General features: G+C 54.8%; 12 protein-coding genes. 1 reads left to right on the top strand and 11 read right to left on the bottom strand.

Annotated elements, in window-relative coordinates; all coding sequences use genetic code 11:
- Nucleotides 1-16: 16 nt before the first annotated feature.
- A complete protein-coding gene (gene prfC / locus QUE74_RS27145; protein ID WP_000202561.1) occupies nucleotides 17-1603 on the bottom strand; it encodes a peptide chain release factor 3 in 1587 nt (528 codons plus the stop codon).
- Nucleotides 1604-1822: 219 nt separating this feature from the next.
- Between prfC and QUE74_RS27140 the strand changes: the two genes are divergently transcribed.
- Entirely contained in the window at nucleotides 1823-2071 is a 249-nt protein-coding gene (locus tag QUE74_RS27140) for a DinI-like family protein (protein WP_001217550.1), read from the top strand.
- A 324-nt stretch (nucleotides 2072-2395) separates the two neighbouring features.
- Here the strand turns inward: QUE74_RS27140 and QUE74_RS27135 are convergent, their stop codons facing one another.
- The 10 genes from QUE74_RS27135 to QUE74_RS27090 all read right to left on the bottom strand — a co-directional run bounded on the left by QUE74_RS27135 (nucleotide 2396) and on the right by QUE74_RS27090 (nucleotide 14968).
- Entirely contained in the window at nucleotides 2396-2968 is a 573-nt protein-coding gene (locus QUE74_RS27135) for a DUF4376 domain-containing protein (RefSeq protein ID WP_000701866.1), read from the bottom strand.
- A gap of 14 nt (nucleotides 2969-2982) precedes the next feature.
- A complete protein-coding gene (locus QUE74_RS27130; protein WP_286331884.1) occupies nucleotides 2983-5073 on the bottom strand; it encodes a prophage tail fiber N-terminal domain-containing protein in 2091 nt (696 codons plus the stop codon).
- A 65-nt stretch (nucleotides 5074-5138) separates the two neighbouring features.
- A complete protein-coding gene (locus QUE74_RS27125) occupies nucleotides 5139-5738 on the bottom strand; it encodes an Ail/Lom family outer membrane beta-barrel protein (RefSeq protein ID WP_001230293.1) in 600 nt (199 codons plus the stop codon).
- A gap of 66 nt (nucleotides 5739-5804) precedes the next feature.
- The gene (gpJ, locus tag QUE74_RS27120) at nucleotides 5805-9500 is read right to left on the bottom strand and encodes a phage attachment tail tip protein J (protein WP_286331883.1); all 3696 of its coding nucleotides are present in this window, start codon (nucleotides 9498-9500) and stop codon (nucleotides 5805-5807) included.
- A 243-nt stretch (nucleotides 9501-9743) separates the two neighbouring features.
- Nucleotides 9744-10388, bottom strand: coding sequence for a tail assembly protein (locus tag QUE74_RS27115; RefSeq protein WP_000246334.1), 645 nt, complete (start codon nucleotides 10386-10388; stop codon nucleotides 9744-9746).
- A complete protein-coding gene (locus tag QUE74_RS27110; RefSeq protein ID WP_000194734.1) occupies nucleotides 10286-11029 on the bottom strand; it encodes a C40 family peptidase in 744 nt (247 codons plus the stop codon). Before QUE74_RS27110 ends, QUE74_RS27115 begins: the two co-directional genes overlap by 103 nt.
- A 10-nt stretch (nucleotides 11030-11039) precedes the next feature.
- A complete protein-coding gene (locus QUE74_RS27105) occupies nucleotides 11040-11738 on the bottom strand; it encodes a phage minor tail protein L (protein ID WP_001355231.1) in 699 nt (232 codons plus the stop codon).
- A complete protein-coding gene (locus QUE74_RS27100; RefSeq protein ID WP_000846686.1) occupies nucleotides 11738-12067 on the bottom strand; it encodes a phage tail protein in 330 nt (109 codons plus the stop codon). The genes QUE74_RS27105 and QUE74_RS27100 overlap by 1 nt, the downstream gene beginning before the upstream one ends.
- On the bottom strand, nucleotides 12064-14574 hold the full coding sequence (locus QUE74_RS27095) for a phage tail tape measure protein (protein WP_286331882.1): 2511 nt from the start codon (nucleotides 14572-14574) through the stop codon (nucleotides 12064-12066). The genes QUE74_RS27100 and QUE74_RS27095 overlap by 4 nt, the downstream gene beginning before the upstream one ends.
- Complete coding sequence (locus QUE74_RS27090) at nucleotides 14555-14968, bottom strand: phage tail assembly protein T (protein ID WP_000533421.1); 414 nt, start codon at nucleotides 14966-14968, stop codon at nucleotides 14555-14557. Before QUE74_RS27090 ends, QUE74_RS27095 begins: the two co-directional genes overlap by 20 nt.
- Between the last annotated feature and the right edge of the window lie 9 nt (nucleotides 14969-14977).

The raw sequence follows: 14977 nt of genomic DNA, 5'->3' as shown, positions 1-14977 counted from the left end.
GCCCTGGAGGCAAGAATTAATGCTCGCGAGTCTGGTGGAACTGAACGTCCGGATAACGTTCCTGTGCCAGGCGCAGGTTGACCATGCTGGTAGCGATGTAAGCGAGGTTATCGCCGCCATCAAGCGCCAGTTGGCTTTCGTTCTTACGCTTGAACTCTTCGAATTTCTTCGCGTCCGCACATTCTACCCAGCGTGCAGTGGCAACGTTGACTGACTCATACACTGCTTCAACGTTGTATTCGCTCTTCAGGCGCGCTACCACCACATCAAACTGCAGCACACCAACCGCACCAACGATCAGGTCGTTGTTGGAGATCGGACGGAACACCTGCACCGCGCCCTCTTCGGAAAGCTGTACCAGCCCTTTGAGCAGCTGTTTTTGCTTCAGCGGATCTTTCAGGCGGATACGACGGAACAGTTCCGGCGCAAAGTTCGGGATACCGGTGAACTTCATCATCTCACCCTGGGTAAAGGTGTCGCCGATCTGAATAGTGCCGTGGTTGTGCAGACCAAGGATGTCGCCCGGATACGCTTCTTCAACATGCGAACGGTCGCCCGCCATAAAGGTCAGCGCGTCGGAGATCACCACATCTTTCGCGGTGCGCACCTGGCGCAGCTTCATACCTTTTTCATATTTACCAGATACCACACGCATAAACGCCACGCGGTCGCGGTGTTTCGGGTCCATGTTGGCCTGAATTTTAAATACGAAGCCGGTAAATTTATCTTCGCTCGCCTCTACGATACGGGTATCAGTCTGACGCGGCATCGGCGCAGGTGCCCACTCTACCAGGCCATCCAGCATATGATCGACGCCGAAGTTACCCAGCGCAGTACCAAAGAACACTGGAGTAATTTCGCCCGCAAGGAACAATTCTTTGTCGAACTCGTTAGACGCGCCTTTCACCAGTTCCAGTTCGTCACGCAGCTGCTGTGCCAGATCTTCACCAACCGCAGCATCGAGATCCGGGTTATTCAGCCCTTTAACAATACGGACTTCCTGAATGGTGTGACCTTTACCGCTCTGATAGAGATAGGTTTCGTCTTTATAAAGGTGGTAAACGCCTTTAAACAGCTTGCCGCAGCCAATCGGCCAGGTGATCGGCGCACAGCCGATTTTCAGCTCGTTCTCAACTTCATCGAGCAGCTCCATCGGATCGCGGATATCACGGTCAAGTTTGTTCATAAAGGTGAGGATCGGCGTATCGCGCAGACGGGTAACTTCCATCAGCTTACGGGTACGATCTTCAACACCTTTTGCGGCGTCGATAACCATCAGGCAGCAGTCCACCGCCGTCAGGGTACGATAGGTATCTTCCGAGAAGTCTTCGTGCCCGGGGGTGTCGAGCAGGTTAACCAGGCAGTCGTGATACGGAAACTGCATCACAGACGTGGTAATGGAGATCCCACGCTGCTTTTCCATCTCCATCCAGTCCGACTTAGCGTGCTGGTTGGAACCACGGCCTTTTACTGTACCGGCAGTCTGAATGGCCTGTCCGAACAGCAGCACCTTCTCGGTGATGGTCGTTTTACCGGCGTCCGGGTGAGAAATAATTGCAAAGGTTCTTCTTTTCGCTACCTCTGCGGCCAAAAGGCTTGTCATAATTGTTGTCTCTTTGATTATGTACAATCATATGTACAAAGAAAAATTCATGCCGCTGATTGTACATTTTGGAGGTATCAGAGCATAGCAGAACATGATCAGTAGGTGTATTTGTAGCCAAAGAACATTTGTACATGCAGCAATCTTTACTCTATTGACACTGTTTATTCATACAGTAAAAAATAGTGCTGTATACAAATACAGTATAGAGGGATTTTTATGCGTATTGAGATCTGCATAGCCAAAGAGAAAATGACTAAAATGCCAAGCGGTGCTGTTGATGCGTTAAAGGAAGAATTAACTCGGCGCATCAGTAAGCGTTATGACGATGTAGAAGTAATCGTAAAAGCCACCAGCAATGACGGGCTTTCTGTTACACGCACCGCAGATAAGGATTCTGCAAAAACATTTGTTCAGGAGACTCTGAAAGATACTTGGGAGTCTGCTGACGAGTGGTTTGTTCACTAATAGACACGTAAAATCGGTAACGGCTGGAAATAATTCAATACTCGCACTATCGGAAGTTCACCAGCCAGCCGCAGCACGTTCTTGCATACGACGTGCCTGCGGTTTCAACTCCCGCCAGCTCCACCACTTTTGATAGGACTGCAACCGGACAGCGGCAATAAAAACAGCCACTTACGGACACTGACCAGACAGTAAGCGGACTTAAAAAAGACAAAAATATACACGCAAAATGCACGTGCATTTCAAAAAAGCCTCTGATTGTGAAGTCAGAGGCTTTTCTATTTGTAACTAAGAGTAACAATTCAACATAACGCAACCTACCAATTACGTCACGTCAAACGCTCTGATTGAACGCAAATCATCCAGATTATTCAGTTGTTCCTTCATCTCGCGCTGGCGTTCGTGGATTTTAAAGCCCTCCGCCACCATGGCCACCATCATGGCATCGTTCAGCGCAATAAGTTTCTCCCTGGTCAGTATGACGTTGTTATTATCCGCATCAGTCCAGAAAAAACCATCCGGAAGCAGCCCGGCCTGCGCTGTTGCAACCACGGGCGCAAGGCGTGACTGCGAGGTTTTTCCGCCATCAAAACGACGGCCATCAAACGTGAAAATAAACTCAACGTTTTCCTGACTGTCGCGCCATGCCTCAATTTCCCGCCTTTTGGCATCCTTTGCCGCTGCAATAAGTTCCGGCGTGACGGTGAACGGGGCGATTTCGCCCCATTTCCCGCTTTGCAGCTCCTGCCAGACATGCTGGCCTGTCGGGGCCATATCATCCTGTATGGCGGTATACAGGACGAACTCCGTTTCACCTTCAAATAACACCTCGCAGTCAACCGCACCATTTTCAAGATAATGCGCGTTTCTGATGCCTTTCACCGCTCTGATTTTCATGTCTTATTTCCTTATTACTCAATGCGTACAAAAAGACCGATATAGCCACGCGTTGTATCGTGACTAATGCGGGTCCCCGAAAGCGCCGTGTAACGACCGGGGAAGTTGTATTCACCAGCACCGCCAATCACAACCTGCGGTGAGGATGCGTATGTCCCTGTATCGCTAACCCGTGCACTCATAGCCAGAGGGCCAAGACGGGAACCCGGCACAATATCACCGAGCCCCAGAGACGCATCTGCACCAAAACTCTCCCCCTGATATGCCGCCATAATCGGCACACCAACGGCCGGGTATTTATAATATGAGCCTGAGCCCGCCATCCTGGACAGCAGGTACGCCAGTGAATCTCCGTCGTATACAACTACCCGCGATGACATGTTCCAGCTGTTATCGCTGTCGTTGTACCGGTACTGCATATAGTGAATACAGTGTTCACCCTGATAATACTGGTTGTAGCACATCAGGGTTTTAAATTTGCGGACTGTGTCGGATTCACTGTTGGCGTACGGTGACCACATCACATCAATAATGCCGTTAAATTGCGTGGTACCGGTAAGCAGTTGCGAGGAGTCTGTAATACTGACCGCATACCGCCCCGGCGTGACTTTCTTCAACCACTCAACGAAATCAGACAGCCCCTCAAACGCCAGAGCGTCAGTGCTGGTGAATGCCTGTCCAAACCCATACATCCCGGACAGGGCCAGCCTGCCCGGTGTGCGGTCACGGATATCACTCTGGGGTTCCATCGTCGCAGCCGCGTTCAGCTCAAGCTCCGTGCGCATGGCTTCAGCCGTGTCATGCGCCAGTAATGCGCGGCCCTTCTCTGACAGCAGAGACAGTGAGGCATTCCCGTCTGTATTGAAGTACAGAAGATTATCTGCCCGTTGCGTCAGTGCGCTGATTGCCGTTAAGACGTCATTAAGCGGTTGTTTGCCTGCCAGCGCGTTTGTGATTGTCGTCGCAAAGTTCGGGTCATTGCCCAGCGCCGCTGCCAGCTCGTTCAGGGTGTCCAGAACTTCCGGCGATGAGCCAACCAGCGCAGCAAGCAGTTTGCGCACAAACGCCGCGTTCGCTGCTTCCAGACCGGCGGCATCATCCGGTGGGGTTGGGGTGGTTGGGGTGCCGGTGAAGGCCGGACTGTCCAGTGGCGCTTTTGTTTTCGCCTCGTCCATGACGTCTTTGACAGCCTTTGGCGTGGCAGCCAGTTCCTCGCTGTCGTTGTCCGTATCACTACAGAGTTGCACCAGACCTTTTTCTGTCGTGGAGGCATTTGTTGCATTCAGGTCATCAACTATCTGCTGCGTCTCATCCCTGTACTGTTTCGCTTCCTGCGCATTGTCTGCACCTGCATCCTGGCTGGCTTTAGCCTGTCGGGCGTATTCGGCGGCACTGTTTTTGTGCCCCAGCGCCGCATTTGCCGACAGTTCTGAACTGGTCGCTGCTGATGATGCGGCATTATGATAAAGGCGGGCGCGTTCGGCGGCATCGACTGATTCGTCCCGCGCTGTGCCTGATGACTGTGCGCTGTTTTCTGCCTCACCCGCAAAACGTTCCGCATCATCACGGGCCGTTGCGGTTGTCGTCACATCCTGTGCCGTCTGCTGTGCGTTTCCGGCTGCAGCTTCGGCGCTCTGCTGTGTCTGATTTTTTAGCTCTTCTGCCTCATCCTTACTAACCGCCGCAGATGTTGCTGCATTGATTGCATCATCAGCAGCTGTTTCTGCTCTCTCCCTGTCACTGACCACCTGCTCAGACAAGCGAACAACGGTATTTACCATTTCCTCAAAACGCTTCATTACCTCAGGGCGTAAATCACCCTCCTTTGGTGCATCCAGAAAAGCATTCAGCGTATCCGGCTCATCTGTCGGTGCAACATAAATTTCCCCCGCCTTTACAGGAGGATGCCCTGAGCGGGACAAAAATACATCATAAAATCCCGGCTCAGCATTAATAGTATACCCGCCATCACTTCCCGTAAGACAGGTTGCCACAATATTAACCACAACTGTCGGACTGGTTCTTCTGGCTCGCAATTCAATCGCACAGTTTACGACAGGCTCACCCGCTCCGTCCTTCAGGACACCTGAAATCTTTACTGCCATATTCACCCCACAAAAAAGCCCGCCTGAACCCGGCGGGCTGTCATAACACTGTGTTACCTGGCTAATCAGAACTTATAACCGACACCCACGATGAAACCGTCAGTGCGCCAGTCGCCACTGCCGGAGCCTTCATAAGCAATATCAATAGCCACGGATTCGGTCGGGTTAAACTGCACGCCAGCTCCCCACGCCAGAGACGTGTTGCTGTGGCGACCGTCATCACTTCCGGTCAGCACATCGTGCGTTTTCCCCTTATTGTCAGTTACGCGGAGATAATCCCCGGAGAAAGTCGACACACGGCTGTAAGCCACACCCGCCATCGCATACGCGCTGAACCATTCATTCACGCGCACAGACGGCCCCGCCATTACGCTGAACCAGCGGTTACGAACGGAATCTTCATGCCAGCGGGTATCGCTGTAACGGGTCAGCTGGCGATTCTTGTCTCCTGCATAGCTGAATGACGTCACCATACCCAGTGTGTCCGTAAACTCATAACGGTATTTCACGTTAATCCCGTTCAGATCATCGCTGCCGGGAACGTTCGTCGAGACATGAAGATACCCCGCGCTCAGCGTGGACTGATGTTCAGACGCCCATGCAGGCGCACCGGATAAGGCCAGACAAATGGCTGCGGACAAAATGGCGGCATAAAGTTTACGCATAATTACCTCTCGCTTTTCTGCAATAAAAAAGGCGTCATTTCTGACGCCCGTTATGGGTTATAAAATTCAGCTGATACTGATACCTGCTGTGGATTTCTTCATCACCACAACCAGCAGATCGCTGATACTGGTTGTTGGTGTCCAGTTATTCGCTCCTGATGAAGATACGGTGAATGTCAGTGTCAGCGTCCCCTGTCCGGCAGGCATATCTATAACTGAGGAAAATACGCCCTGAGCATCCGTCGTGGACTGATTAAAAATCTCCTGACCATTGCGGGTCACTCTTAACCGGCAGGTTGAATACCAGTATGACTGTTGGTTATTACTGTTGAAATTCTCATGCTTACCACCGCGGAATAACACTGGAGGTATCATGACCTGCCGGTCAAACTTCTGATCATCACTGATTCTTACCGTGATAGTGCCGCTGGCATAAGTGCTCGTGCGGGGGAAAGACTTGCTGACCGTTTTGACAATATCGCCTTCAATCTGGTTGGCTGACAGTTTCCCCTTAATCTGACAGTTCTCATTTATCGTGACGTTGTTGAGCGTCCCGGAGTTCGCATTCACGTTACCGCTGATATCGGCATTTTTAGCGGTCAGCTTTCCGTCCGGTGTCAGGGAAAATGCAGGAGGATTACCGCCGCTGGTAATGGTGGGAGCCGTCAGATATTTCAGGAACACTTCATTCATGAATATCTGATCACCCTGACCAACAAACATCGGTTTTGTGTTGCCATTTGCAGGATTAATCATCGCAATCCTGTCTGCCGCCAGCAGCACCTGACTCTGCATGCCGTCGGGGGTGTTCTCAATACCGGCACCGATACCCGCAATATAAAGGCGACCATCCTGCATCTGCTGCAGTTTCACGGCCCACATACTGTTCAGGTTATTACTGGTGTCCGTCTGAACCTTTTGTATCTGCTGGATGGTGGCCTCCTGATCTCCCAGCTTCTGGTCCGTTGTCGTCATGATTTCACTGCTTTTTTGATCCACATACTGGCGAACCTGCGCTATCTGGCGTGCATTCTCCTCATTACTCTGACTGACCGTCTGCGTGAGTTCGCTGCTGACGTTATCCACTCTCTGGCTCACCTGTGATATACCCAGTGACAGCTCATCATTTTTTTTCGCAACCAGCTGTGTGAGGCTGTTTTCTGTCTCCCCGATTTTTTGGGTCACTTCAGCAATATCACTCTCTATCTGCTGATTGATCTCATCCTCCAGTTGCTCAACTTCACTGCGCAATGCCGAGGCATTAATACGATCGTTCAGCTCCTGCCCCAGCAGGGTGCTGTTTATTTTCCCTTCAAAAAAATTGAGATACACCTCAGCATCATTAACCGGCTGGCCAACAGCTTCCACAAACGCTGATTTACCGACGATGTTCACACTGCGGATATAAAAGTAATAATCATGGCCCGGCCTGATATTAATACTGGCAGCTGTCCAGTACATCGCCGTACCAAGATAGCGGGCTGTGGTTTCAACCTGCCGGATATCCGTAATCTGATTTTCCGAGAACCAGAACTCAAACTGCACCGTCGGGTCATACACCGCAAGACGCGGGACTGCCGTTATCTGAAAATACCCCGGTATCAGTTCAATCTGTGACGGCGCTGCCGGGGCGTTAATCCGGAATGAGGTGGTGGCGGGTTCCCCCTGCTGGCCATAACTGTTTATCGCCCGCACCGTCAGGGTGTATTCCCCCAGTGGCAGACCACTGAAACGGTGCGCCGTGTCTGCAGTGATGGCGTTGGTCACCAGACGGCTGTCTTCACCGCTTCCACGGTTCAGGCGCAGACTGAAGCGCACACCCTTCACCACCCGCGGCGTGTCCCATTTCGCCTGCGCCAGATACTGGCCATCATCCGCGCTCACCTCCACCGTGAGGTGCTGCACTGCCGGAGGAGTGACGCTGTTCAGGGAGCCGGACAGCGGCTCAAAGGTGGCCCCGTTATCCACAATGGCTTCTTTTTCCGGTACGTGCTGCACCGCCGTGATGGCAAAGGTGCCGTCCGTGTTTTCCCGGATGGCCACACAGCGGAACAGGCGACGTCGAAGGCCGGGAATTTTCAGCCCCCATACCCCGTATGTCGCCACGCCATCAGGCAGGGCGCTGACCTGTATCCGGTCAGGAGCAGGCTGTGCCGTGATGTCCACACTCACCGGCTTACCGCTGCCATTAATCAGGTTCACCGTGGCGGTACCGGTCTCCGGAAGCGTCACCTCCCGGTCCAGCGTCAGGGTGAGACTGGCGGCATCGATGTTCAGAATGCGCCCGCCGGTCAGGGTCCCGGCGTAGTCGTTATCACAGACTTCAATGATGTCACCGGGCGTGTGGCGCAGCCCCTGTGATCCGAGCGTGAAATCCACCGTCTGCGTTTCCAGCAGTTCGGTCTTTATCACCCACAGTCCGGCACGGTGAGCCTGACCGCGACTGGTACAGCCGAACGCATCCATCTTCAGCAGATTACGTCCGTAGCGCAGTATGGCTTCCGGGTCTTCCACCAGTTCAGTGGAGGTCTGCCAACCGTTCTGCGGGTCGGTGTAATTCACCTCCACCGCCGTGTGCCGGTCCTTCAGGGCGCTGAAGCTGTAGCGGAAGCCCACACCGTTATCATCCACCACCACATCGCTGTTGGTGTAGGGCCACACCACATCCGACGGGCGGTCCTGCACGAACGTCAGCGTCTGCCCGTTCCATACCGGCATACAGCGCATCGCCGAGCAGAAATCACTGAGCACATCCCACGCCTTACGCTGTTGTGACAGGTACGCATTAAACGTCATCCGCGGTTCGGTCCCCCCGAAGCCATCCGGCACCGGCTGGTCGCAGTACTGCGCAATGGCATACAGAGCCCATTTGTCCACGTCTGCGGCCCCCAGACGTTTCCCCATCCCGTAGCGCGGGTGGGTCAGCATGTCCCACAGGCACCAGGCCGGGTTGTTGCTCCAGGCCGGTTTCATACACCCGTCCCAGATACCGCTGTAAGTACGTTTTTCCGGGTCATAGTTTGACGGCACCTGAATGATGCGACCGCGGATATGGTAGTTCACAGTTATCTGCTGACCGCCAAACTGCTCCGCATCCACCTGCAGGCCCACAATGGCCGTGTTCGGGTAGCACTGTTCCACATCGATGATTTCGGTGTATGACGACCACAGCGTTCTGTTCTGCAGCTGGTCCGTGGTGCTGTCAGCCGTCTCCCTGACCATCCGGATGTTAAAGGGGCGCTCAGGCAGATTATTCAGAATCACCGACGTCAGGTACTGCGAGGTGGTCTTACCGTTAATGGTGACATCCTTTTCCGTCACCCAGCTACCGTTACGCTGCAGCTGAATCAGCAGACGAACAGAAGCCGGATTACGGTCGCCCCTGGAGGTGGTCTCCACCAGTGACTGTACCCCGAAGGTGACCCGCAGGCGGTCAATGTTCGCGGACGTGATGGTACGCGTCACCGGCTTTGCCTTCGTCACTTCCACACCCAGCGCAGTTTCAGCCCCGGAGGACTCAAAACCTTCCGGCGGGGTCTGCTCCTGCTCCCCGGCGCGCCAGACGGCGGTCACACCGTGTATCACGGGATTGCCGTCCGTGTCCGTCAGCGGGGTTTTATTCACCAGGATACTCTGCAGTCCCTTCACCGGGCCTTCTATCGGTCCCTCTCCAATCGCATCAATCACGCTCATCATCTGCGTGGACTTAAGATTGTCCTTTGCCTCAACTGGCGTGTGCGCCTTGCCGCCACCTTTTCCCATTGCCTCACCCTTTACTGTGATAACTGTTACGCACAAAAGAACAGGCCCCCCGGGGATGCCTGTATCATAATGACTGAATAAAAATTCTGAGTTTATTCACATTTCCGGAAACTGACGGTTGCAGGAATAACTCCACATTTTTACAGTTCTTCAGCCTGATAAAGGCAATTGGTCAAAACTTAACTAATCAAGGTGACTATTCATTTCTCCCGTAATATTCGTGAGTATTACGGGAGATTTTTTTTATCCTCTGCCGATAACCACCACTTTCCCGTCACCACCTTCATCACGGGTACTGATGTCCTGGGATATCCGTCGGGAACCAACCAGCATTTCACCGTATGGCACCGGCACCGGATTACCCTGAGCAATCATATTGTCCAGCGAGGAAAAGTAGGTGTTCTGTCTGCCGTTATCCGTTGTCCGGTAATCCGGTGTTTTTGCCTTCGGGGCCAGCATCTGTGCCACCCCACCCAGCGCCATTGCAGTCCCCATGGCAAACATAATATTGCTGGCTGCAATACCGATACCCGGCATCCAGATAGCTGCCGCAGCCAGCGCAACGCCAAGAACCGCCTGAAACACACCCCCACTTTTGGCTCCTTCAGTCCGGGGTACCAGATGAATGACATCCCCCGGGCTCAGTGGCTCATGCAGTCGGGTCGATATCTGGTCCGGCGCAGTATCCTCACCGGCAATACGTACCCGGTACCAGCCTTCGGTCATCTGACGGCGGAATCCCGGCAGCTGCAGAGACAGCGCCCGGATGGCTTCCGCTGCCGTGTTCACATACAGGCTGAGGCGGCGGCCAAATCGTTGTAAATCCCCGTGAAGGCAGATGCGGACCAGTGGCGGTGATGCCAGACAGAATGCGTTCGTCGTTGCCATTTTTCAGAATACCTCTCCCGTTTACTCAGTTGTTCAGGTATATGGTGAAGCAGTTCACCGTTACCGCAGTAAATGGCGGCGTGATTGGCCACCGATGCGCCAAAGCAGCACAGCAGGATATCGCCCGGCTGTGCAGAGGGCAGGGGCACCCGGTAAAAGCCCGTGGCCTCCATATTGTCCAGGTACAGGTTCTGGCCGTTGCGCCACCACTCATCCTCGCGCGCAAAATCCGGCAGCGTTATCCCTGCCAGATGGTATGCATCCCGGAACAGGGTGTAACAGTCCGTCACACCATGTTCAAAGCGCCGTCCGGTCAGGTGCGGCACACAGCGGAACTTGTGAATCGCCCCCCGGCAGACCAGCCACCAGGACAGGGCACTTTTCACCTGCAGCCGCCGGTCCGCCTCGCTCAGCCAGGGCAGACCACCGGGATGACTGTGGACCAGTGCCACAATCTCCCCCTGCATCTCTGCCCGCAGCCAGTCCTCCGGTGCAATACGAAAATATGCCTCAGGCTCTGCGGAGGTATTCACGCAGGGAAGATACCTGTCTCCCTCCGGCGTTCTCACCACGAAGCCGCACGACTCCGCAGGCGCACACCGCCGGGCATGCGCCAGAATCGCTGATTCAGTCTGTGTCATAAAATGGGATTTACTGCGAAAGTTTATTAATGGAAAGGAAACCGCCAAAATTAGCGACCATGCCGCGCATCTCACACCCGCGCATGCACTTGCTGCATTTGTCCTTACGGATATCTGTGGTGGGTTTATCGAACTCATCCGCCACTGCCGGACCGTTATACCCGCATTCATCTCCCCGGTAATCCCACATACAGGTATTCGCCAGCATAATGCGACCGGGAAACAACGCCCCGTCCGTCTCGGTCGGAGTGGCCAGCACAAACGAGGCCGTCATGGCCGTCAGCTCTGACATCTGCTCCACCACCCAGCGGTCGCTCAGCTCCTGCTCCGGGTCCGCCTCCGGATTGCCCGCAACGAAATTCACCGCATCCAGAAAACGCGCATACACCCGGCGGCGGACCACCGTTGCCCCCACCAGACTCTGCAGGTCCTCCGCCATCCCGGTGACAAGGCCAAACAGATTGGACACCGTCAGCGACGGTCTGGCACTGCTGCCCTTCCCGTTCATCTCAAAGCCGCTGCCGTCAATCGGGTATGCCTGATATTCCCGCCCCTGCCAGGTCACCGGCTCCCCTTTTTCATTCAGCTCATTGCAGAAAAAATACCGCTCACCGCCCTGCACCGTCAGGTCGATTTCCCAGAGTACCACCCGCGGTGACTGCTCTGATTTAACCGACTCGTTAAGACTTTCTTCGTGGATATCCTGCATCAGTTCACCACCTGCTTAAACTCCGCGCTGAACTCAACGCGCAACATCCCGACCCGCGCAGACCACCCGGCACAGGTCACCTTTATCTGCCGGTATGCATAAGGCGGTGTCCACAGAAACGCCTTCCAGCCACCGTGCTCTGCCAGGAACGCCTCCAGATGCCGGGCCTCCTCCCGGGTCACGGAAAGCATCACCCTGTATGTTTTCAGGTCAGCATTCAGTCCCGCCGCCATGCGCTGCGAATACCCGTCACCAAAACGCACTTCACGCACCGATGACTGCGAGTTCACCTCCATATCCGGCTTCACTTTCCAGTGAAATGTTTTCATCGCCCGCTCCCTGATAACATACCGCCATCACGTAACTGCAGCCGGAGCTCATCCTGCGCCCCCTTACGGGCCATGTCATACACCGCTTTCATCAGCTGCGGCCCCGCCTGTCCGTTGATACCGTCGTTCTGAATCACCACGTGATTGTTCTGATTAAAATTAATGCCTTCCACCCGCCGCATCTGCGCCGGACTTCCGGCACCACCCACATAACCACCTTCCGCATAGCCATGCATCAGGCGGTACAGGTTGCCGACGCCAATCCGGCTGGTCGCCTCCTTCGTGAAGACAAACTCCCCGCGGTGAACAATCCCCGCAGGCTCGTATTTGCCGCCAGTACCTGTAAAACCACCACCGGCAAACCCAATGGCACTACCGATACTCCCGACAATCCCCACCATTGCCTGCTTAAGCAGAATTTCTGTCATCATGGACAGCACGGAGCGGGTGAAGCTGCGCCAGTTCTGTTCACTGCCGGTCAGCATCGCCGCCATATTCTGCGCAATACCATCAAAGGTCTGCGTGGCCGCGCTTTTAACCTGCGAAAAACTGTCCATGGCACTTTCCGCCCACTCACCCCAGCCGGATTTCAGCCCGACCATCCAGCTTCCACGAAGCTGCTCCTCCGCAGACCAGGTGTTCTTCAGTGCAGATGTGGCCTTCGCCAGCGCATCCGGATTATCACCGTACACGTCACGAAGGCGCTGCTCTTCCGACTCCCGCTGCGCCTGACGGTCGGTGAGGCCGCGGGCTTTTGCGCTGATGGCGGCCTGCTTCGCGCTCTGCTGCTGTTCAAACCGCGCCGCCTGCTGTGCCAGCTCATTCAGCCGTTTCTGGTGTTCAACCTTGTCGCCCAGGTCAGCCAGCTGGCGTTTGTACTCCAGCGTCTCTTTCTCATGGGCCAGCAGCGATTTTTCCTGCCCGGATAACTGCCGTTTCGTGGCGGCCTCTTTCAGGACCGCATACTGATTTTCCGCTTTCCATAAATCACGGCGCTGCTGGCTGATTTTCTCATTCGCACCGGCATGCTTCTCCAGCGTCCTGAGCTCAGTTTCAAGCGCCAGCATGGCTGCATGCGCCCGGTCTTCCTGACGCTCCCCGGCTGACACTTTGACACCTGACGACTTCGGTTTTTTCAGCGTCGATTCATAATCCTTTTTCGCCGCCGCCATCAGCGTGTTGTAATCCGCCTGCAGGATTTTCCCGTCTTTCAGGGCATTATTCAGCTCTTCCTGCCGGTCAGTATATTTCTCCAGTGGCGTCAGCAGGCGCTCATACGCCTTCTGCGCCTCTCCGGTATACTTCAGCTGTGACGCCTCACGCTCAGCCCGGTCCCTTGCCACCAGTTCACCGGCTTTTTCCATATCCGACTGCAGCGTGGCTGCCGCCAGCCCCAGACGGGCATTTTCACGGTCATCCCATGCACCCTGAAGGTTGGCACGGAAAGAGGAGGTCTTTCCCCGGCGCTGACTCCGGCTCTGGTACCACTGCCATTTTTTATCCGCCTCATCAAATGCCTTCTGCGCACTGGCGAGCATATCCGCTGAGGATTCAGGACGACCGATATCCAGGATGGCATCCCACATCAATTTGAATGCCTTCCCGGTTTTATCCGCCCAGGTTTCCAGCGTCCCCATGTTTTCTTTCAGGCGACGGGTCTGCTCATCAAAGCCTTTTGTGGCGATATCGTTCGCCGCCTGTAAGGCCCCTGCCTCATCACCCGAACGCTGCAGCTGCGCAACATACGCAATCTGCTCTGCCGTCACGTTACGGAACTGGCGCGCCATAGCCATCAGTCCCGACGTCGGGTCGGTGGTCAGCTTTCCAAAAGCCTCTGCAACCTTGTCCACTTCCACACCGGATACAGAAGCAAAACGCGCCACACTCTGGTTGATGGCATCAAACTGTTCACCACCACGCACACCGGCATTCACCAGGGCTGCCAGTGACTCACTCGCCTGGTTAAACGTCAGCCCTGCTGCCTGTCCGGCTCTGGAGAGCGTCAGCATGCGATCGGCAGTCAGTCCGGACTGATTACCGGAAAGAACCAGGGTTTTATTAAACGCTGAAAGCGTGGAATCCCCCTGGTACCAGGCATACGCCAGCGCACCTGTCGCCACCGCCAGCGAGGTGACCCCGACCATCGGCAGGGTGATCGCACCGGCAAGCCCCCTGAACATGGGGAGCATCCCGCCGAAGGCGTCCTTCACCTGACCGCCCTGTTGCAGCAGAATAAGCCAGGGATTCTGACCACCGGCAAGCTGCGTGGCGATATCCGTAAACTGTGCAGGCAGGGTACGCATGGCCGCTTTATACTGCCCGACGGAAATCCCGGCTTTTTGTGCAGCCAGCGCCTGACGGCTCAGGCCCTGTTCAACAGCACTGGCGGTTTTTCTGGCGTCGGTATCCAGTCCTGAAAAATGACGCCTTACCCGGCTTATCTGCTCATCGAAACGGACCGCATCCAGACTCAGGTCAATAACAAGATCACCAACCGGCTGGGACATATCTCACACCTCCAGGAATCCCCGCTGAAGCCATCATTAATGCGACATCATCCTCACTGACATCCACCACATCCGCAGAAGGTGAAATATCGCCCCCTCCTTCCCCACCAAACCGGATGCCTCCGGCAAGTCCTGCCGCTTTCTGCATCAGCATTTTTTCCTCATCCGCCATCTCCGTCTGCTCTTCCTCACGCCGGGGGGCAAGCAGACTGAAGTCCGAGGGATACATATCCGGATCGCAAAAAAACAGGCTGAGTACGGTGTACGTCAGCCCGGAAAAATGCATATCCAGCTGGGTATCGTGAAAATAATGCGTGCGGTAAAAATGTCGCCAGTCGGCATATTCGGTGGATGTCATCCCGGCAAGCATGGCGCGCCAGTCAGGCCTCCCCATCTCACGCGC

This window comes from Escherichia sp. 10290, from assembly GCF_030295155.1.
GTDB classification, from domain to species: domain Bacteria; phylum Pseudomonadota; class Gammaproteobacteria; order Enterobacterales; family Enterobacteriaceae; genus Escherichia; species Escherichia coli_F.
Note: the sequence above shows the minus strand (reverse complement) of the source record. Positions and strands in the feature narration are given on the sequence as shown.